The organism is Viridibacillus sp. d25.2, assembly GCF_055456015.2.
On the sequence record NZ_CM196652.1, the window covers coordinates 3,466,264 to 3,486,706 of the forward strand.

20 protein-coding genes are annotated in these 20,443 nt (G+C 37.9%); all 20 read right to left on the reverse strand.

The genetic code is table 11. The features are described from left to right. Nucleotides 1–38: 38 nt before the first annotated feature. Nucleotides 39–767, reverse strand: coding sequence for a GntR family transcriptional regulator (locus ACZLO7_RS17115; protein WP_464937408.1), 729 nt, complete (start codon nt 765–767; stop codon nt 39–41). Between the two features lie 179 nt (nt 768–946). Then, nucleotides 947–3,253 carry a DNA translocase FtsK gene (locus ACZLO7_RS17120; RefSeq protein WP_464937407.1) on the reverse strand — a complete coding sequence of 769 codons (2,307 nt, stop codon included), beginning with the start codon at nt 3,251–3,253 and terminating at the stop codon, nt 947–949. A gap of 84 nt (nt 3,254–3,337) precedes the next feature. Then, a complete protein-coding gene (locus ACZLO7_RS17125) occupies nt 3,338–5,005 on the reverse strand; it encodes a ribonuclease J (RefSeq protein ID WP_464937406.1) in 1,668 nt (555 codons plus the stop codon). A gap of 113 nt (nt 5,006–5,118) precedes the next feature. After that, entirely contained in the window at nt 5,119–6,012 is an 894-nt protein-coding gene (dapA, locus tag ACZLO7_RS17130; protein WP_464937405.1) for a 4-hydroxy-tetrahydrodipicolinate synthase, read from the reverse strand. Nucleotides 6,013–6,025: 13 nt separating this feature from the next. Further along, a complete protein-coding gene (locus tag ACZLO7_RS17135) occupies nt 6,026–7,069 on the reverse strand; it encodes an aspartate-semialdehyde dehydrogenase (protein WP_464937404.1) in 1,044 nt (347 codons plus the stop codon). Between the two features lie 75 nt (nt 7,070–7,144). Beyond that, on the reverse strand, nt 7,145–7,732 hold the full coding sequence (locus tag ACZLO7_RS17140; RefSeq protein WP_464937403.1) for a dipicolinate synthase subunit B: 588 nt from the start codon (nt 7,730–7,732) through the stop codon (nt 7,145–7,147). Then, complete coding sequence (locus ACZLO7_RS17145) at nt 7,725–8,540, reverse strand: NAD(P)-dependent oxidoreductase (RefSeq protein WP_464937402.1); 816 nt, start codon at nt 8,538–8,540, stop codon at nt 7,725–7,727. Before ACZLO7_RS17145 ends, ACZLO7_RS17140 begins: the two co-directional genes overlap by 8 nt. After that, on the reverse strand, nt 8,537–8,806 hold the full coding sequence (locus tag ACZLO7_RS17150; protein WP_464937401.1) for a YlmC/YmxH family sporulation protein: 270 nt from the start codon (nt 8,804–8,806) through the stop codon (nt 8,537–8,539). Before ACZLO7_RS17150 ends, ACZLO7_RS17145 begins: the two co-directional genes overlap by 4 nt. A gap of 104 nt (nt 8,807–8,910) precedes the next feature. Continuing rightward, nucleotides 8,911–10,143: a M16 family metallopeptidase gene (locus tag ACZLO7_RS17155; protein ID WP_464937400.1), complete on the reverse strand. Its 1,233-nt coding sequence runs from the start codon at nt 10,141–10,143 to the stop codon at nt 8,911–8,913. A 149-nt stretch (nt 10,144–10,292) separates the two neighbouring features. Next, nucleotides 10,293–12,404 carry a polyribonucleotide nucleotidyltransferase gene (gene pnp, locus ACZLO7_RS17160; protein WP_464937399.1) on the reverse strand — a complete coding sequence of 704 codons (2,112 nt, stop codon included), beginning with the start codon at nt 12,402–12,404 and terminating at the stop codon, nt 10,293–10,295. Nucleotides 12,405–12,586: 182 nt separating this feature from the next. Next, nucleotides 12,587–12,856: a 30S ribosomal protein S15 gene (gene rpsO, locus ACZLO7_RS17165; RefSeq protein WP_038184240.1), complete on the reverse strand. Its 270-nt coding sequence runs from the start codon at nt 12,854–12,856 to the stop codon at nt 12,587–12,589. 157 nt (nt 12,857–13,013) lie between these two features. Further along, on the reverse strand, nt 13,014–13,961 hold the full coding sequence (gene ribF / locus ACZLO7_RS17170) for a riboflavin biosynthesis protein RibF (protein ID WP_464937524.1): 948 nt from the start codon (nt 13,959–13,961) through the stop codon (nt 13,014–13,016). Between the two features lie 15 nt (nt 13,962–13,976). Next, the gene (gene truB, locus ACZLO7_RS17175) at nt 13,977–14,891 is read right to left on the reverse strand and encodes a tRNA pseudouridine(55) synthase TruB (protein ID WP_464937398.1); all 915 of its coding nucleotides are present in this window, start codon (nt 14,889–14,891) and stop codon (nt 13,977–13,979) included. 86 nt (nt 14,892–14,977) lie between these two features. Further along, a complete protein-coding gene (gene rbfA / locus ACZLO7_RS17180) occupies nt 14,978–15,328 on the reverse strand; it encodes a 30S ribosome-binding factor RbfA (protein ID WP_427748893.1) in 351 nt (116 codons plus the stop codon). Between the two features lie 19 nt (nt 15,329–15,347). Next, nucleotides 15,348–15,626, reverse strand: a complete 279-nt coding sequence (locus ACZLO7_RS17185; protein WP_038184231.1) for a DUF503 domain-containing protein — start codon at nt 15,624–15,626, stop codon at nt 15,348–15,350. Next, complete coding sequence (gene infB, locus ACZLO7_RS17190; protein WP_464937397.1) at nt 15,623–18,067, reverse strand: translation initiation factor IF-2; 2,445 nt, start codon at nt 18,065–18,067, stop codon at nt 15,623–15,625. The genes ACZLO7_RS17185 and infB overlap by 4 nt, the downstream gene beginning before the upstream one ends. Nucleotides 18,068–18,081: 14 nt before the next feature. Then, entirely contained in the window at nt 18,082–18,393 is a 312-nt protein-coding gene (locus ACZLO7_RS17195; protein ID WP_464937396.1) for a YlxQ family RNA-binding protein, read from the reverse strand. Next, nucleotides 18,390–18,668, reverse strand: a complete 279-nt coding sequence (rnpM, locus tag ACZLO7_RS17200) for an RNase P modulator RnpM (protein ID WP_464937395.1) — start codon at nt 18,666–18,668, stop codon at nt 18,390–18,392. Before rnpM ends, ACZLO7_RS17195 begins: the two co-directional genes overlap by 4 nt. An 83-nt stretch (nt 18,669–18,751) precedes the next feature. Next, a complete protein-coding gene (gene nusA, locus ACZLO7_RS17205; RefSeq protein ID WP_464937394.1) occupies nt 18,752–19,894 on the reverse strand; it encodes a transcription termination factor NusA in 1,143 nt (380 codons plus the stop codon). 20 nt (nt 19,895–19,914) lie between these two features. After that, nucleotides 19,915–20,397: a ribosome maturation factor RimP gene (rimP, locus tag ACZLO7_RS17210; RefSeq protein ID WP_427748901.1), complete on the reverse strand. Its 483-nt coding sequence runs from the start codon at nt 20,395–20,397 to the stop codon at nt 19,915–19,917. Between the last annotated feature and the right edge of the window lie 46 nt (nt 20,398–20,443).

Below are 20,443 nucleotides of genomic sequence, written 5' to 3' on the forward strand. Positions count from 1 at the left end.
CCCAAAAGTGTTTGATGTTAGCAGGAATGCATACAGTTTTAAACACGTTTTCGAACTACATGGAAGCTGAATTTATCAGCTCTAAAATAGTTTTTAGAATATAACACCACTTGATCGTTATCATCATAGTGGAGCTGTTTTAGAACTAGGAGAGCTGTTTCAGGCTCACACTCTAGAATTGGTGATGCTTGGTTATGGTAACCAACCGGGTCGATAAATGTGATTGCATACGCGACATGAATATCGCCTGATTCTTCTATCGCAGAGAAGATTGAAGAATCTTCTCTATTTGAAAAATCAGAAGGCAAATACTTCGACGGTACTTGGTCCACACAATAGACAACAGGCTCTCCGTTCGCAGTACGAACTCTTTCAATTGTTATGATAGTTTCATCTTCTTTGCAATGAAAGCGTTTTACATCATCCTCAGAAGCTGGCACCCCGAATGAACTTATATAGTTTGTTCCGGGTTCCATTCCAGCATTTTGGATCATAGAGGAAATACTTGATAAATGTTCAATTCCTGATGTAAATACAGGTCTTGCATTCACAAATGTACCCACTCCATGTCGACGGACAATGATGTTTTCTTCTTCCAACAGTCTAAGTGCCTCACGTAGTGTGGCACGACTGACTCCAAGTTTTTTTGATAATTCGAATTCAGATGGGAGTTTTTCTTTTTCTTTAAAAACACCTTTTTCAATATCTTCTTTCAAACGATCGATTACTTGGAGATACAAATGCCGACTATCTGTTTTAATCGTCATACATACCACCGCCTAGAGAGATCAGACATCTGACGTAAAACATTCCTACTAATTCGTTACTATACCATTATTATTTGGGTAAATAAATAGGTTTCTTTAAAAACTGTGCTAAAACAGTTTTTTTTTTTTATATCTGTAGTTGTTTTGTTATTTTTTTGATAAGTGAAATTTTACCATTATTATTTTCCGATAAGAACTTGACGTGGTTTGCTTTTTTCAGCAGGACCGACAACCCCTCTTTCTTCCATCTGATCCATTATCCGAGCAGCTCTAGCATATCCCACTTTTAACTTTCTTTGTAAAAATGATACTGATGCTGTTTCTTGATCAATTACTAATTGTACTGCCTCTTCATACAAGTCATCTGTATCATCTAAGTTCCTTGAATCATCCTCTTCTGTGGGTATCATCTCTTCTTGATACTGTGCTTTTTGTTGACTAATAACAAAATCAACAACATCCTGTACCTCATTATCTGACAAAAATGCCCCTTGAACTCGAACAGGTTTCGATTGTCCAGCTGGTAAAAACAGCATATCTCCTCTTCCAAGAAGACGTTCTGCTCCTCCCATGTCTAAAATGGTACGAGAATCGATTGAAGAGGATACAGCAAAAGCAATCCGCGATGGAATATTCGCTTTAATAACTCCCGTAATGACATCGACACTCGGTCTTTGTGTGGCGATAATTAAGTGAATACCCGCTGCTCGTGCCATTTGTGCAAGTCTTGTAATAGAATCTTCAACATCACTCGAGGCGACCATCATCAAGTCAGCTAACTCATCTACAATAACCACGATAAATGGTAACTTTGGATGCTTTTCATCATTTTCAGCATTAAATGCTTCAACATGTCCATTGTAGCCTTCAATATTACGCGTTCCTGTATGCGAAAACAGATCATAACGACGCTCCATCTCAGATACAACTTTTTTCAAAGCCTGCGAAGCTTTACGTGCATCTGTAACAACTGGTGCTAAAAGATGAGGAATACCGTTGTAAACATTTAGCTCCACCATTTTTGGGTCAATCATCATAAGTTTCACTTCATGTGGTTTTGCACGCATTAAAATACTTACAATGATACCATTAATACATACACTTTTTCCGCTACCTGTTGAACCAGCTACCAATAAATGTGGCATCTTATTTAACTGGGCTAACTTCGCTTCACCCGTAACATCTCTACCTAGACCAATTAGTAGCTTGGCATTTGGTTGATTATTTTCTTTTGCTTCTAACACTTCACGCAAGCTTACAATCGCTACCTCTTTGTTTGGCACTTCGATACCGACAGCAGATTTACCTGGAATAGGTGCTTCAATACGAATATCTTCAGCTGCTAATGCTAATGCTAAATCATCTTGCAATCCAACAATTTTACTTACTTTAACCCCTTTATCTGGTAGAACTTCATACTCAGTAACAGCAGGACCTAAGTGAACTTGTGTAACTGTTGCTTTTACACCAAACGATTGGAAAGTTTGTTCAAGTTTTCGAGCATTCGCTTGTATCAATGTAACTTCGCCACTTTGATCAACATGTGGTGGTGCTTTCAATAGAGACATTGTTGGTAATTGATAATTAACATTCTCAACAACCTCATCCCCCGCCATTGGCTGCATCTCTATTTCTACTTCTTGCTCTAGTTCTTGTGGTGTTTCTTCATTTTCTACTACCCGTTGTGTAAAGGCTGAAATAATAGGTTCCGTATGGACAGGTAACTCTACATCTGTGGCTGCTTCAAGATTTTCTTCAATTTGTTGCGTTGCCTCAGCTTTTGCAGATTTACGAGCTCGACGTGATGAAGCTTTAGGTTCTTCTTGTCTTTGAGGAGCTTTACTTGCTTGCTTAGCTCTTTTCGCTTGTGAGCGACGTTCTTTCCATTTTGTTTGCCATTCAGGCGTCTTTTGCAGTAAGTAAGGAACTAATGCCTTACCAGTCAATAAAATCAACCCTATAAATAACAGTAACCAGCTAGCAATAGATGCGCCTGCAGAGTCAAATAAAATATAGAAGCATGCAAATAATATAGCGCCCATCATGCCACCACCAAGAGACTGACTACGTTCTTGAATACCACCGCTCGTTATGAGTACACGCCATGTCTCTCTTAAAACAGAATTACTTCCAATTCCATTCCCATTCAGTAATTGCTCGAACAGTGCAATATGACTAAACAAAGTCAGACTCCCTAGTATAAAAGCACAACCAAGAATTGTTCGATTCTTCATATTTGGAATTGTTCTACGAACCATTAAAATAAGGGCACTAAGAATAAGCATAAATGATACAGCAATTGACCAATTGCCAAATAAAAACAAAGCAGCTGTTTGTAGGAATCGTCCAACTAATCCATATTCAAAAAATGTCATGATGGCAATGCCGATTAAAAGGAGACCAATAATTTCATACATCAAGGGATGCATTGATAGCTTTTGTTCTGGTTTTTTAGGTTTTGTTTCTTTTTTCTTTTTTGTAGCCAATTTCCTGACCCTCCTTTCTCTTTTAAAGGAAAAAAGGATTTCCCACCACAAACTGGCTAGGAAATCCTTTGTATCCGCTACGCATTAATATTCCATAATAATCGGGATGATCATTGGGCGGCGCTTCGTTTTTTGGAATAAATAGGAATTGAGCGTGTCACGGATTTCTTGTTTAATGTTTGTCCATTCATACGTACCTTTATTCACATATTTTTCGACAACATTCTTCACTAGTGCTGCAGACTCTTCCATTAGTTCTTCTGATTCACGAACATAAACGAATCCTCTTGATAAAATTTCCGGACCTGAAGCAATTTTTTTGTGTTGACGGTCAATAGTAACAACAACGATAAAGATACCATCTTGACTTAATAATTTACGATCGCGTAAAACGATGTTACCTACATCACCAACACCGATACCATCTATTAAAACATTACCAGCTGTCACACGACCGCTCATACGCATCTTACCGTTTTTGTATTCTACGATATCGCCTTTATCTGCGATGAAAATTTGCGCTTTCGATAAACCTGTTTCTTGTGCAAGTTTAGAGTGGGCTATTAACATACGATATTCCCCTTGTATAGGAATAAAGTACTTTGGTTTCATAAGGTTAAGCATTAATTTAAGATCTTCTTGCGAACCATGACCAGATACATGTACCTTTTTATCTGCTGACATTACTTTTGCACCTGCTTTGGCAAGGCTATTCATTGTTTCAGCAATTTGTACTTCCATACTTGGAGAAGGTGTAAACGTAATTAATACAGTATCACTAGGTTTAATGCGAATATCACGATGGTGCTTACGGATGATTTTCTCAAGACCTTCTAAAGGCTCACCTTGATTACCCGTTACAATTGCAACAATTTCATTTTCAGGGTAATCATTGATTTTACTTACTGGAATAATTCTTTCTGGATCAACAGAAAGATAGCCTAAACGCATACCTACTTCAAACACATTTTCTAGGCTGCGTCCTACAACAGCTATTTTACGATTTGATGCTGCCGCTTCGTCAAATACTTGTTGAATACGGATAAAGTTTGATGCATAAAGTGCTACAAGGATTCTTCCTTCTGCACGGTGGAATGTTTTTGATAATCTTTCGCGAATAATCGATTCTGAGATTGTATATCCTGGGCGCTCTGCTTCAGTTGAATCAGACATTAAGATGAAGACGCCCTCTTCACCAAGTCCAGCCATTTTAGCGATATCAGGCTTGTATTTACCTTGTGCTGATTGGTCAAATTTAAATTCGCCGGTGTGTACGATTGCACCTTCAGATGTATGGAACGCAACACCAAGTGAATCAGGAATGCTATGTGTTGTGTGGAAAAATGTTACATACGTCGTTTGGAAATTCATACGACTTTTGCTTGTTACTTCAAAGAATTTCACTTGTTGTGGAGCGGGTAATTCTTTTAAATGTTCTTTTGCTAAAGCAATTGTTAGTTTTGAACCGTAAACTGGTGCACTAACTTTTTGTAATAAGTATGCAATTGAACCAATTGCATCTTCATGACCATGTGTTAAGAAAATTCCTTTTACTCTTGTTTTGTTTTCTTCTAAATATGAAATGTCTGGAATAACAAAATCGATTCCTAGCATTTCATCCTCTGGGAACATTAGTCCACTATCGACTACAAAAAGCTCGTCATCAATTTCAACGACATACATTGCTTTGCCGATTTCACTAACCCCACCTAGAGGTATTACTCGTATTACTTCATTTTTTGTTTTAACCACTTGTTTTCCTCCTAAAAATAATCCCGAACAGCATCCACTTGTTTTTATTATATCGGTAGTAGACCGTTTTCACAAACAAAAAAAGAATGGGTTTTATCACCCATTCCATTTTTTTATTGGAACTGTTTTTGTTTTGCTAGATAATGTTCCCAAACTATATCAAAATGTGCTTTTTCTTGTTCAGTCATCTCCACTAATGGCAGTCTAACTGTTTCAGATGAAATATTTAATTTGCTTAGAGCATATTTAACTGCCGTAGGGTTGGGAGTTGCGAACAAGGCACGAATTAAAGGTAGTAATGCTTGGTGTATGAACGCTGCATCCTCATGACGCCCCTCTTTAAATGCTTGAATCATTTTTTGCATATCTTCACCTACAACATGCGCTGCTACAGAAATAATACCTGATCCACCAACTGCTAAAAGAGGTAATGTTAAACCATCGTCACCCGAGTATACTTTGAACCCTTCAGGTGCACTCACTAGAATATCAGCCATTTGATCAAGACTACCACTTGCTTCTTTCACAATTTGGATGTTTGGTATTTTACTTAATTCTAGAATTGTTTCAGGCAATAAATTTACTACTGAACGTCCTGGAATATTGTAAAGCATAACAGGTAATGATGTTTCCTTTGCAATCGCAGCAAAGTGAGCATACATTCCACGTTGACTAGGCTTATTATAATATGGAGTTACAAGCATAATACCATCAACACCTGCCGCCTCTGCTTCCTTCGTGACTTGAATCGACTCTGCCGTATTATTACTTCCTGTACCAGCAATTACTGGCACACGTTTACGTACAGTTTCAACAACGAATTGGATAAGATGCATTTTCTCTTCATGTGTTAATGTTGGTGATTCCCCCGTTGTACCACAAACAACAATTGAATCAGTCCCTGTTGCAATTAAATGTTCTACTACTTTAGCCACCATTTCATAATGGATAGAGCCATCTTCGTGAAATGGAGTAATCAACGCTGTTGCTACATTCCCTATATTCATCTGTGAAGCCCCCTTAGATTATACCTTCGTCAATCAAAGCTTCTGCGATTTGGATAGAATTAAGTGCTGCTCCTTTTAATAGGTTGTCAGCAACAATCCATAAATGGAAGCCATTATCCTTCGCTAAATCTTTGCGAATACGGCCTACAAATACTTCATCTTCACCTTCTGCATAGATTGGCATTGGATAACCTTGCGTTGTAATATCGTCAATTAGCACGATACCAGAAGCATTTCCAAGCACTTTTTTTACATCTTCTACTGATACATTTTCTTTTTCTATTTCAATATAAACAGATTCAGAGTGTCCAGATACAACTGGAACACGTACACAAGTTGCTGCCACTGGAAGCTCTGGCATATGCATAATTTTCTTCGTTTCATTAATCATTTTCATCTCTTCGTATGTGAAGCCATTTTCAGTAAAGATGTCGATTTGAGGAATAACGTTTCTAGCGATTGGGTAATGCTTTTTATCACCTTTTACTGGTAATACATTCGCTTCTACTTCCTTACCTTTTTCCCACTCACCACTTTGTGTTTTAAGTTCCTCGATGGCATTTATACCTGAACCAGACACTGCTTGATATGTAGATACGATTACATTGGATAAACCAAATGCTTTTTTAATTGGTTCTAATGCTGCGACCATTTGAATTGTTGAACAGTTAGGGTTAGCAATGATTCCTTTGTGTTTTGCAAGATCGCCTGGATTTACTTCAGGTACAACAAGCGGTACTTCTGGATCCATTCGAAAAGCACTTGTGTTATCAATTGCCACAGCACCACGTTTTGCAGCTTCTGGTGCTAACACTTTTGATACAGCACCACCAGCACTGAATAGGGCAATATCGACACCTTCAAATGCTTCTGGCGTTGCTTCCTCAATCGTGTATGTCTGACCGTTAAATGTAATATCTTTTCCAGCTGATTTTTTGGAAGCTAGTAATTTAATCTTACCAATGGGAAACTTACGCTTAGCAAGCTGCTCCATCATTTTCGTTCCTACTGCTCCTGTAGCTCCTACGACAGCTACTGTATATTGCTTAGTCACCATACATCTCTCCTCAACTCAACATTGATATTGGCGCTATTGTATCATAATTTTTCATAATTGTGTATAAAAATTAAATTATTTAGTATATTGAATTAATAATGGTTGGAATTGTTTCTTTTCTAATGCGCTTATAATTGTTTGATTTATTTGAGTGAAATCTGAAATTAGTGAATTTGGCTTTTTATACGGATCATCTTGACCAAATGGGATAAAGAAGATGTTCTTTGTATTTAGAAGTTTCATGAGATTTATACCATTTAACCCTAATGCATCATTCGTAGAAACACCTATGACTACTGGGCTACCGTTACGAAGTGTTGCCTTTGCTGCCATTAGAACTGGTGATTCTGTAGTGGCATTAGCAAATTTACTGAGTGAGTTCCCCGTCATTGGAGCAATCACCATACAATCTACCGGATTTCTCGGACCTAGTGGCTCCGCCTCCGCGATTGTCTTAATAACTTCATGCCCTGCTTCTTCCTCGATTTTTGCAATCCATTCTTCCCCTGTACCGAATCTAGTTGCCGCATGTAATACTGAATTCGTAATAATTGGCACTACAATAGCGCCTTCTTCTCTAAGAAGTTTAATTTTCGGTACAACTTCTTCATACGTACAATGAGATGCAGTTATGCCAAAACCAATGCGCTTGCCATCAAGCATGATGTCCCTCCTTATATTTTTCATTATGCAGTTCAATCGTTTGAATTAATAAATCAGCTGCATCGTGGGGGAAATATTTCCCGGGTAATGCTGGTAATTGTATATAATCAAAATCAGGTTGTTCATCAAATGCAAGACATCCTGGAGCAGATGCTAAGTCAAACAATGTAGTAGACGATTGTAACATTTCACTAAAGGCCGATGTTAGCCATTTTACAGGGATTGTGTTAATGATGTAGTCTAGTTTACCTTCAAAAGCGACCGGCTCTAAAACAGAAGCTTTATAGCCGAAAGCTTCTGCCTCATATATTTGAGTTGCTGAACGTGCCATAACATGGATTGTAGCACCTAGATCTCTACATAATGCAGCCGTCATCTTCGCAACTCTTCCAAATCCTGTAATGACAAGATGTCGCCCATACATCGATCGTTGTTCATGATCGTAAAATGATCTAAGCATCCCTTCAGCAGTGAGTTTTGCATTTTGCCAAATAAATTGTTCATCCTCTAGGTAGTAAACCGTTTGTTCAGTAGACAACTGTTGTTTAAAGTCTGGAGTTGTTCTTCCGACAAACAACATTGCATTTTCTGCTGTATTTAAAAAACTATTCATATCCGCAGTCCATTTTGGCGGATGAATAGGTAAAACAATGCGATTTGGTTGAAACTTTTTGCTCAATGTTAAGAGCTCTTCATTCCATTCATCTGTATATTTGTATAAAACAGTTCGATGAGGTTTTGAAAGCTGCACCGCTAGTTTTTTAAAACGTGCGTCCGTTCCTATGAGTAACCATCTTTCCTCTGTCATTCTGTTAACCCCGAATTCATCGGTTTTACATTATTAAAAAGAATTCGATCTTCTCCAATGAGAACAATTTCATCCCACGGGATATATTCTTGCATTTTTGGCGATTTTGCTTTAAATGGAATTCGATGCCCTTTATGAATCATTTCAAAACCATAAATTTGACCTGTTTTCGGGTCAAGTAAACATTCGGTCTCAGCTAAAATACCGAAACGTATTCCATCATTCATTTGAATTAATTCTTTTTCAGCTAACTCTGATAAGAGCATGCTTCCCCTCCTTTTCGCATGTATATTATGTATATGCTTTTGCCCTGTTTTTAGTGATTTTTTTGCTTCAAGAGAATTATACAGAAAAGAAAAAGCTAAGGGCATTAGTTGCTTCCCTTAGCTGGTGTAATGATGGATCTTGCAAATGGTTGTTTTAAATGGTCTTTGATAATTTGATTTACTGATTGCACAGTTACCTCTTGTAATTCTGCTAGCGCTTTTTTAATAGTACGATCATAACCAAAAACAAGTTCGTTTTTAGCATTTCTACTCATAAAATCATAAGCTGTTTCAAGCCCAAGAAGCAAATTACTTTCAAGCTGTTCTTTTGCAAATAGCAATTCTTTTTCAGTTATACCTTCTCTACAAATCGTATCGACAGAATGATTAATTGTTTGCTGTAATAAAGGTAGCTGATGTGGCGAAGTACCTGCATAAATCACAAATGCACCGGCATCTTGATAAGCAGAATAATAGGAGTATACAGAATAAGCAAGCGCCTTTTCCTCTCTTACTTCCTGGAATAAACGTGAAGACATAGAATCTCCCAGTATACTATTCAATACAACTAAGCTTAATAGATTAGGAGATCGCATACTTAACCCTGGAAAACCTAATGCGAGATGAGACTGTTCTACATGAGTCTGTTTTTCTATTTTTGCTGGAACAAAAGTTGGTAAAGTGAAAATTGTAGGTTCTTGAGTTAACGTTGTTGGGAATTGATTAAATAATCTTTCAATCGTTTGAATAAGCGTTGGTGATAAATGCCCTGCAATTGAAACGACTATTTGCTCAGGACGATAGTGCTTGTGCATATATGATAGAATATTTTCACGATTAAATGTTTGAAGTGTTTCTGCCGTCCCTAGTATCGGTGAACCTAGTGGATTATTAGGGAACATTGCTTGCCATAGTCTTTCATCTACATCATCATCTGGTGCATCTTCGGTCATTGCAATTTCTTCTAAAATCACTTGTCTTTCCTTATCAATATCTTCAGGAGCGAATTTAGAATGAAAGAACATATCTGCTAGTATCTCAATTGCCTTTTCAGCATGATGATCAAGAACTACTGCATAATAGCATGTATTTTCCTTTGATGTGAAGGCATTAAGCTGCCCGCCTATACGATCGAATGCCTCAGCTATATCCTTAGCAGATCGTGTATTAGTCCCTTTAAAAAGCATATGTTCTATGAAATGTGTCATTCCATTTTCATGTGGTTGTTCGTATCGAGAACCGACATTTACCCAAATACCCATTGCTACTGAACGTACATGCGGAATATCTTCTGCAACGATACGTACTCCATTAGCACATATATGTTTTGTAACCAAATAGTTTCCTCCTTTAAATACATACAAAAGAGGTCGCCGTTTTGTTGGAAACGGACGACCTCAATAACTTTAACATTTAAGATGTTTAGACACTCAGGTTGTGAGCGTGGAGTATTGAATTGGAATACCCAGCTTCGGGCGTTCTCAGATTACTTTTGCTCAGCGCGTTCTTTTTCCTCTTTTAATACTACTTTACGAGAAAGGTTTACGCGACCTTGATTGTCGATTTCAATAACTTTAACAAGCAGCTCATCTTCTAATTTTAGAACATCTTCTACCGCTTTAGTGCGCTCTTCTTGAATTTCAGAAATGTGTAGTAAACCGTCTTTACCTGGGAAAATTTGAACAAATGCACCGAATTTTTCGATACGTTTTACTTTACCCATGTAATATTCACCTACAACTGCTTCACGTACAATATTTTCAATGATTTCTTTTGCACGTGCGTTCATTGCTTCATCTACTGAAGAGATGTAAATTGTACCGTCTTGCTCAGTATCAATTTTCACGCCAGTTTCTTCGATGATTTTATTAATTTGTTTACCACCAGGTCCGATAACGTCACGAATTTTATCTGGGTTAATTTTAACCATGATAATTTTCGGAGCATATTTAGACAGGTGTCCACGTCTTTCTGGCATAGTTGCAAGCATAGACTCTAGTATATGCATACGACCAATTTTAGCTTGAGTTAATGCTTCTTCTAAAATCTGGTTTGATAAACCATCAATTTTAATATCCATTTGAAGTGCAGTAACACCTTTTGCAGTACCTGCTACTTTGAAGTCCATATCACCAAGGTGATCTTCCATTCCTTGGATATCAGTTAGAATTGAATAATGCTCATCTTTTTTAATAAGACCCATCGCAATACCTGCAACTGGTGCTTTTAGAGGAACACCGGCATCCATCATTGCAAGAGTTGAAGCACAAATACTTGCTTGTGATGTAGAACCGTTAGATTCTAATACTTCTGATACGCAACGGATTGTGTATGGGAAGTCTTTTTCATTTGGAATAACTGCTTCTAAAGCACGTTCTCCTAATGCACCATGCCCGATTTCACGACGACCTGGTCCACGAATAGGTCCAGTTTCCCCAACTGAGAATTGTGGGAAGTTATAATGATGCATGAAGCGCTTAGACTCTTCAACACCTAATCCATCAATAATTTGAACATCGCCTAGTGCACCTAGAGTACAAACTGAAAGTGCTTGAGTTTGTCCACGTGTAAACAAACCAGATCCATGTGCTCTTGGAAGTAAACTTACTTCCGAAGACAATGGACGTATTTCATCTAATTTACGACCATCAGGACGAATTTTATCTTCTGTGATTAAACGGCGAACTTCTTCTTTCACCATTTTATCTAGAATTTCGCTAACTTGTTTTAGAGTTGTATCTTCTGCTTCAGCTTCTTCGTATTTAGCAACAACTTCAGCTTTTACAGCATTAATTGCTTCTTCACGAGCATGCTTTTCATAAGTCTGGATAGCAGCAACCATCTTAGTTCCGAATTCAGCATTGATTTCAGCGTATAATTCTTCATTTATTCCGTGTAATATTACTTCCATTTTTTCTTTGCCGACTTCAGCAGCAATTGTTTCTTGGAATGCAATTATTTTTTTGATTTCTTCGTGACCGAACATAATAGCTTCTAACATTTTTTCTTCAGGAACTTCTAGAGCACCTGCTTCAACCATGTTAATTGCATCTTTTGTCCCAGCGACTGTTAAGTCAATTGTTGATTTTTCCCATTGTGCTACTGTTGGATTTACGATAAATTTGCCGTCAACAAGCCCAACTTGGACACCTGCGATTGGTCCGTCAAATGGAATATCAGAAACCATTAGTGCAAGTGATGATCCGAGCATAGCTGCCATTTCTGAAGGGCAATCTTGGTCTGCAGACATAACCATAGAGATTACTTGTACTTCATTACGGAAGCCATCTGGGAATAATGGACGGATTGGACGGTCGATTAAGCGAGATGTTAATACCGCTTTTTCTGAAGGACGTCCTTCACGTTTGATAAACCCACCAGGGATCTTACCAACTGCATATAATTTTTCTTCATAGTTAACTGTTAATGGGAAGAAGTCTAATGGTTTTGGGTGTTTTGAAGCAGTTGCATTTGATAGTACAACTGTTTCTCCATAACGTACTAATACCGATCCATTAGCTTGCTTTGCGAGCTGACCTACTTCGATTTGTAAAGGTCGTCCGGCCCATTCATAGGTATAAACCTTTTTTTCGTTCATTTATTTGAACTCCTCTCTCAAAGAAAACATCTATTCATGTATTTATGTAGTACTATTAGTTTATCAAAAAAGGGAGGCTTATGCGAAACATTTCAATTCTTTATATTCAAATTGTTGTAGGAGGTTAGTTTATTGAAGCATAAAGAAAAAGCGGGACAAGCCCGCTTTCACAAAATTGCATGTTATCGACGTAAGCCGAGTTTAGTAATGATTTCACGGTAGCGTGGTACGTCATTTTCACGTAAATATTTTAATAAGTTACGACGACGTCCAACCATTTTGAATAAACCGCGACGAGAATGGTGGTCTTTTTTATGAGTACGTAAGTGCTCATTTAAGTTGTTAATCTCTTCCGTAAGGATAGCGATTTGAACTTCTGGTGAACCAGTATCACTTTCGTGTACACGGAATTCAGAAATGATTTCGTTTTTGCGTTCTTGTGTTAGTGCCATCCTATTCACCTCCTAAATTGAAATATCCCCAAATGCTGAGCAAACGTTGGTGATTCGAAAGCCAAGCAATGGTTCCGTGGTTGCAAATGAAGTAATTCATAAAGAGCAACTCACTTATGAAATAGTAACATAAGCGCCTAACAGAATCAACTATTATCTAACGTTCACGCAAATATTTCATTGCATTTGCCTTATCTATTTCGATTTGTACTTTCAACGCATCGATACCATCAAATTTTTGTTCTGATCTTAAATGCTTATACCAATCTATTTGCACTTCTTCAGCATAAATATTTTTGTTGAAGTCCATAATATGTACTTCTATTGATAAGCTTTTTTCTTCCGGGTTTTTGAATGTTGGTTTATAGCCGATATTACAAACACCATCAAACCATTCATTTTGAACTTGCATTCTTACAGCATAAACACCATTCGCCGGAATGAATGTTCCTTCATGAGCTTGAATATTCGCAGTTGGAAAACCAATCTGACGTCCGCGTTTATCCCCATGCACTACAATTCCTGGAATTTGGAATGGTCTTCCTAGAAGACTATGAACCTCTTCCATGTCACCCGCTTGTAACAACTTACGAATTCGAGTAGAGCTGATTTTTTCGTTTTTTTGAACTTGCTTGTCAGTTACAGTAACATCGAAGTCTCCGTTGCTAAGTAACTTCATATCTTCCATCGTACCTTTACCAAATGCACCAAATGTAAAGTCAAAGCCGGCTGTCACATGTTTTACATTTAAATTACGAATAAATACATCTACAAATTCACTAGGGCTAAGTTGAGCAAAATCCGAGGTGAATCGTACAACGAATACCGTATCAATCCCCATACTTTCAAGGATATCTAACTTTTGCTTTATAGGTGTAATATAAAATACTTGTTCTTTTCTTTGACCTAATACAATCGAAGGATGTGGATCAAACGTCATCACAGCTGTTTTTAAATTTTTCTGCTGCGCTTGCTTTTTCGCAAGCTCAATCACCGCTTGATGCCCTCGATGAACTCCATCAAAAAAGCCAATTGCAAGAGAATAGGGTCCTTCAATATCTGGATGACTAATTTGGTGGGGATACTTTAATTGAATCACTTTCATCATAAAGACTGCCTCCTAATCCACAGCTGGGAACATTTTTTCTGGCTTCATAAGCCCATCTTTTGTTGGATGCTTAATATAAATAGCAACCGCTTTTCCACTTTCTACAAATACTATTTTATCATGTTCTTCAAGTGAAGGGTGCATAGGAAGTACTTGTCCATTTGCAATTTGCTTATGGTTATCTTCAGTAATTTGAAAAGTTGGATATTCTGTTAATGCTTGCTCAATTGGCATTATTACTTTATCTAATTCTCCTGCCTCAGCAATTTCACGTAATTGAGAAATTGTAACACAATCTTCCTTCTTGAAATTGCCTGAAGATGTGCGGACTAGCGAAGCCATATGCGCAGGATATCCTAACTCCTCACCTATTTGTACAGCTAGAGTACGAATATATGTCCCCTTACTACATGCGATGCGAACTGGGAAAGTGATTGTAGTACCTTCGTAAACCAATTCCTCGTCAAGTAACTCTAATGCATAGATTGTTACATTACGAGATGGACGTTCTATAATCTGTCCCTGACGCGCATACTCATATAATTTCCGACCATTTACTTTCACAGCAGAATACATTGGAGGTGTTTGAGAAATTTCCCCAGTAAGGTTAGCTAGTACCTGCAACAACTGTTCGCGAGTTATCGTTTTGATACTATTATCTTCTGCTACTATTTCCCCTTCAGCATCTTCAGTTGCTGTAGAAGCACCAATTGAAATAATAGCTTCATATGTTTTACCTGCGTCAGTCAAATATTCTGCTAGACGTGTTGCATTACCAATACAAATAGGCAAAACACCTTCTACACCCGGGTCTAGTGTTCCTGTATGCCCTACTTTTTTTGTTTGTAGTATTTTACGTAATTTAAATACGCAATCGTGAGAAGTCATTCCCCGTTCTTTCCATAGAGGAAGAATGCCATGTTGCATTCATGCCAACTCCTTTTTAATATAAATTATTTTATTTTAAGGACAGAAAAAGCCTGCAAATAATTAGGTTTGCAGGCTTGTTTCAATTATTGATCTTTTGATTCATGTAGTTGACGTAAAAGCGTGTCAATTTTATTACCATATTCAGCCGATGAGTCAAACTCAAAGGATAATTCTGGTGTAATTCTTAAACGAATACGTTGACCAATTTCAGAACGAATAAAGCCTTTTGCTTTTTCAAGTCCTTTTAATGTGGCTTGACGCTCTCTCTCAGTACCTAAGCAAGTAATATAAATTGTTGCTTGCTGTAAGTCGCCTGTTACTTCCACATCTGTTACAGTAACAAATCCAACACGAGGGTCTTTTAGTTTACGAACGATAATATCGCCGAGTTCCTTTTTCATTTGTTCTGCAACACGGTTCGCGCGCATACTCATAATCGTTTCACCTCAATTTTTATAAGTACTCTCTTTGTATGTTTAGACGTTCCCATTCAGGATTTGATTCCAGAAGTTGAAGAGCACGAGTGAGCTCACGATCTGCTGCATCCTTGGAAGAGGCTACAGTAACAATCGCGAGCAATGCTCTTTGCCAAACATCTTGATGGTCGATTTCTGCAATGGAAACATTGTAGCGTTGTTTTGTACGCGTAATCATACTTTGCAAGACAGCACGTTTTTCTTTTAATGAATGGGCCGCAGGGATGAAGAATTCACACTCTGCGTAGACAATCATTTACGGATGATTTCTTCCATAATGAATGCTTCAATTACATCTTCTGTTTTAATGTCATTGAAGTTTTTCACTGTAAAGCCACATTCATAACCTTTAGCTACTTCTTTTGCATCGTCTTTGAAACGTTTTAAAGAATCTAATTCGCCTTCGAAAATAACGATACCTTCACGTATAACACGTACGCCACTATCACGAGTAATTTTACCTTCAAGTACATATCCACCAGCAATTGTGCCGACTTTAGATACTTTGAATGTTTCACGAACTTCTGCTGAACCGATTACTTTTTCACGGAATTCAGGATCTAGTAAACCTTTCATTGCAGCTTCGATTTCTTCAATTACTTTATAAATAACACGGTGTAGACGAATATCTACGCCTTCAGCTTCTGCTGCACGTTTTGCATTAGTATCTGGACGTACGTTGAAACCGATGACAATCGCATTTGATGCGGCTGCTAATGAAATATCAGATTCTGTAATTGCACCCGCACCCGTATGGATGATACGTACGTTTACACCTTCTACATCGATTTTCATTAACGAAGCTGCCATTGCTTCTACTGTACCTTGAACATCAGCTTTAACGATTAAGTTTAATTCTTTCATATCGCCTTGGCTCATTTGTTCAAATAAATTATCAAGAGTTACTCGTTGTTTTTCAGAGCGTTGTGCTTGAATAGCAGTCATTGCACGCGCTTCCCCTACTTGACGAGCTGTTTTTTCATCTTCGAATACTACAAAACGATCTCCAGCTTGAGGAACTTCACTTAATCCAGTAATTTCAACTGGTGTAGAAGGGCCTGCAGTTTTTACGCGACGGCCAATATCATTAACCATTGCACGGACACGACCGTAAGCGTGACCAACTACGATTGGATCACCTATGTTAAGTGTACCATTTTGTACTAATAGGGTAGCGACAGAACCGCGACCTTTATCAAGTTGAGCTTCGATTACTGTACCGATTGCTTTACGTTTTGGATCCGCTGTTAATTCGCCTACTTCTGAAACTAACAATACCATTTCAAGTAATGAATCAATACCATCACCTTTTAATGCTGAAATTGGTACGAAAATTGTTTCGCCGCCCCAAGCTTCTGGCACTAGACCATGCTCAGTTAACTCTTGCATTACACGATCAGGGTTAGCAGTTGGTTTATCCATTTTGTTTACAGCAACAATAATTGGAACTTCTGCAGCTTTTGCATGGTTGATTGCTTCAACTGTTTGAGGCATTACACCATCATCAGCAGCAACTACTAAAATTGTTAAGTCAGTAATTCTAGCACCACGCGCACGCATTGTTGTGAACGCTGCGTGTCCAGGTGTATCAAGGAATGTAATTTTTTTGTCGTTTACGACTACTTGGTAAGCACCAATATGTTGTGTAATACCGCCAGCTTCTCCAGCAGTTACTTTTGTATTACGGATTGAATCTAGTAAAGTTGTTTTACCATGGTCAACGTGACCCATAATCGTTACAACTGGTGGACGTTCTTTAATATTAGCTGTATTTACTTCTTCTTGGTCACCCTCGAAATAAGTTTCTAGGTCTGTTACGTCGATACGAATTTCTTCTTCAACTTCCACACCATAATCAGCACAGATTAGTTCGATAGCATCTTGTTCAAGCTCTTGGTTAATTGTTGCCATAACGCCAAGCATGAATAATTTTTTGATGATTTCAGATGGTTCACGACCTAATTTTTTCGCTAATTCACCTACAGATAATGATTCAAAGAAAGTGATTTTTTCTGGTAATTCTTTTTTCACTGCAGGTACAACTGGTTGTGGTCTGTGTTTACGACGTTGACCACCGTTAATACCTGGTTTTTTTCTTTGGTTAAAGTTACGGTTTCCACCTTGTTGGTTGGATTGACCACCAGGGCCGCGGTTTGCACCACGATTTTGGCTTGAATTTGCATTAGAGCCTGTTCTAGTGTTCGAATTCGTATTTGGTTTATTGTTTGAACTTGTATTTGGTCTTGAGTTTGTGTTCGTATTTGAATTCGGTCTTGAATTTGTGTTTGTGTTCGGTCTTGAATTTGTGTTTGTGTTCGGTCTTGCATTTGAGTTAGAACGATTGTTTGAATTTGAGTTTGAGTTGTTTTTTGAAGTTGAATTATTATTCATAGTACTTCCTTGATTAGTATTTTGTTTTGGTTGAGCAGCGCTAGTTTGTTGTGCTTTTTCGTCTTTTCTAGCGTTCGGACGATTCCCTTGTTGTCCTCTGTTTTGGTGCTCAGGTTTTTTTGGTCCTTGTGATGATTGTGCGTTAATTTTCATTTTAAATACACCATCTAGTTTGCTAACTGCATCTTTTTCTAACGTAGACATATGGTTTGTGACGTTTATTTGTAGCTTTGAAAGCTGATCAATAACTTCTTTACTTGACTTATTTACTTGTTTCGCATATTCATGGACGCGTAATTTTGTCATGTATTCACCCCCGGTTAGATTTCGTTGAGAAGCTCGGACAGTTTTTTTGCAAAACCGTCATCCACGATGGCTAATGAGACCCTTGCGTCTTTCCCCGTGGCATGTCCGAGATCATATCTAGTCCCGAACTCCTGCAACTCAACGTTGAAAGAATGACATTTATCTTGCATTTTTTTGCGCGTATTGGCAGAAGCATCCGTTGCTAAAACAACAAGCTTCGCACCATTATTGCGCACTTCCTTAATAACTTGTTCTTCGCCAGAAACGATTTTACGAGCTCTTGCAGCCAATCCAAGTAAATTTAAAATAGATTGCTCAGGCGTCATGTTAACGTCTCCTTGCGTATGACTTTTAAAAGGTCTTCATATACTTGTTCTGGAATTTCCACTTCTAGCTGATGTTTCAGGACATTTTTCTTTTTCGCTTCCGCAACGGCTGCTTCAGATTTTGAAACATATGCACCGCGACCCGATTTCTTGCCAGTAACATCAACGGAAACTTCGCCTTCTTTAGAACGAACAACCCGAATCATTTCTTTTTTAGGAAACATTTCACCCGTTGCTACACATTTTCTTAAAGGAATTTTTCTGTTTATCGACATAAGAACACACCTTCCCTATAGCGTAAGAACTTTTGGCCATATTTGTTAAATAGAAAATTTTACATACGACCAATTGCTTTTACTTATTCTTCGTCGTCTTTATATAAATCAACCTTAACGTCAAAATCTACATCTTCATCGTCTTGAGCTTCTTCATAGACAACAGTCGAAGTTTGACTTGGGTAGATCCCTAACTCTCTAGCATCTGTTTCACTCTTAATATCAATCTTCCAGCCAGTCAATTTCGCAGCAAGTCGAGCATTTTGACCACGTTTACCAATAGCTAAAGATAATTGATAATCAGGAACTACTACTGTAGTTGACTTTTCTTCTTCGTCAACTTGCACATCAAGAACTTTTGAAGGACTTAGTGCATTTGCAACGAATACGACAGGATCTTCTGACCATTCAACTATGTCGATTTTCTCACCGTTTAATTCGTTAACAATTGTTTGTACACGTGCACCTTTTGTACCTACACATGAACCTACTGGATCCACTTCTTCATTATGTGCAAAGACAGAGATTTTAGAGCGATCGCCAGCTTCACGAGCTATTGATTTAATTTCTACTGTACCTTGGAAAATTTCAGGAACTTCTAATTCAAATAATCGACGAAGTAAACCAGGGTGAGTACGTGATACGTATACTTGTGGTCCACGAGAAGTACGTTCTACTTTCGTGATATACACTTTGATACGATCATGCGGTGCATAAGATTCACCTTGAATCTGTTCATTCTGAGGTAATACCGCTTCGACTTTACCTAAACCTACATAAATATTACGAGGGTCTAAACGCTCTACAATGCCATTTACGATATCATCTTCACGATCTACATATTCTTCATAGACAATGCCACGTTCTGCTTCACGGAATCGTTGAGTAACGATTTGCTTCGCTGTAGTTGCAGCGATACGTCCGAAATTACGTGGTGTTTCTTCCTGTTCCACGATATCACCGATTTCATATGCAGGGTTGATAACTTGCGCATCTTCTACAGAGATTTGTAAGCGATCGTCTTCTACTATCTCTACTACATCTTTTCTTGAATACAAGTGCATTGTACCGCGGTCAAGGTTTAAATCAACACGCACGTTTTGCGCTTGGTTGTAATTCTTTTTATATGCATTAATAAGTGCCGCCTCGATTGCTTCAATAATGATATCACGAGAGATACCTTTTGCTTCAAGTGCATTTAACGCACCAACCAATTCTTTACTCATTGTCTATTTCACTCCTACTATTAACTTTCTGCGGAAAAATCGATTGCTAAACGAGCTAATGCTATTTTATCTTTATCGATAACGACCTTAATTTTTCTTGTTTTAATCTTAACGTCAAGTTCTACACCTGCGTCTGTATAAGATCTTAAATAACCTTCAAATACTTTCATACCGTTAATGGCTTCATATGATCTAATATGCACGAATTGACCGATAGCTTTTTCAAAATCAGCTTCTTTTTTTAACGGTCTTTCTGCTCCTGGAGATGACACTTCAAGGAAATAATTTTGTTCAATTGGATCAGATTCATCCAACTTTAAACTTAATAATTCACTTACTTGAGCACATTGTTCAATGTCAATGCTTCCTTCAGGAGTATCAATGTAAACGCGCAAAAACCAATCGCGACCCTCTTTAACGAATTCAACTTCGACTAATTCAAGGTTTAACCCTTCTACTATAGGCGTTGCAAGTTGTTCCACTGCTGAGATAACTTTGCTCATACAATCCTCCTGACTCACTTCATGTTGTCATAACAACAGAAAAGAG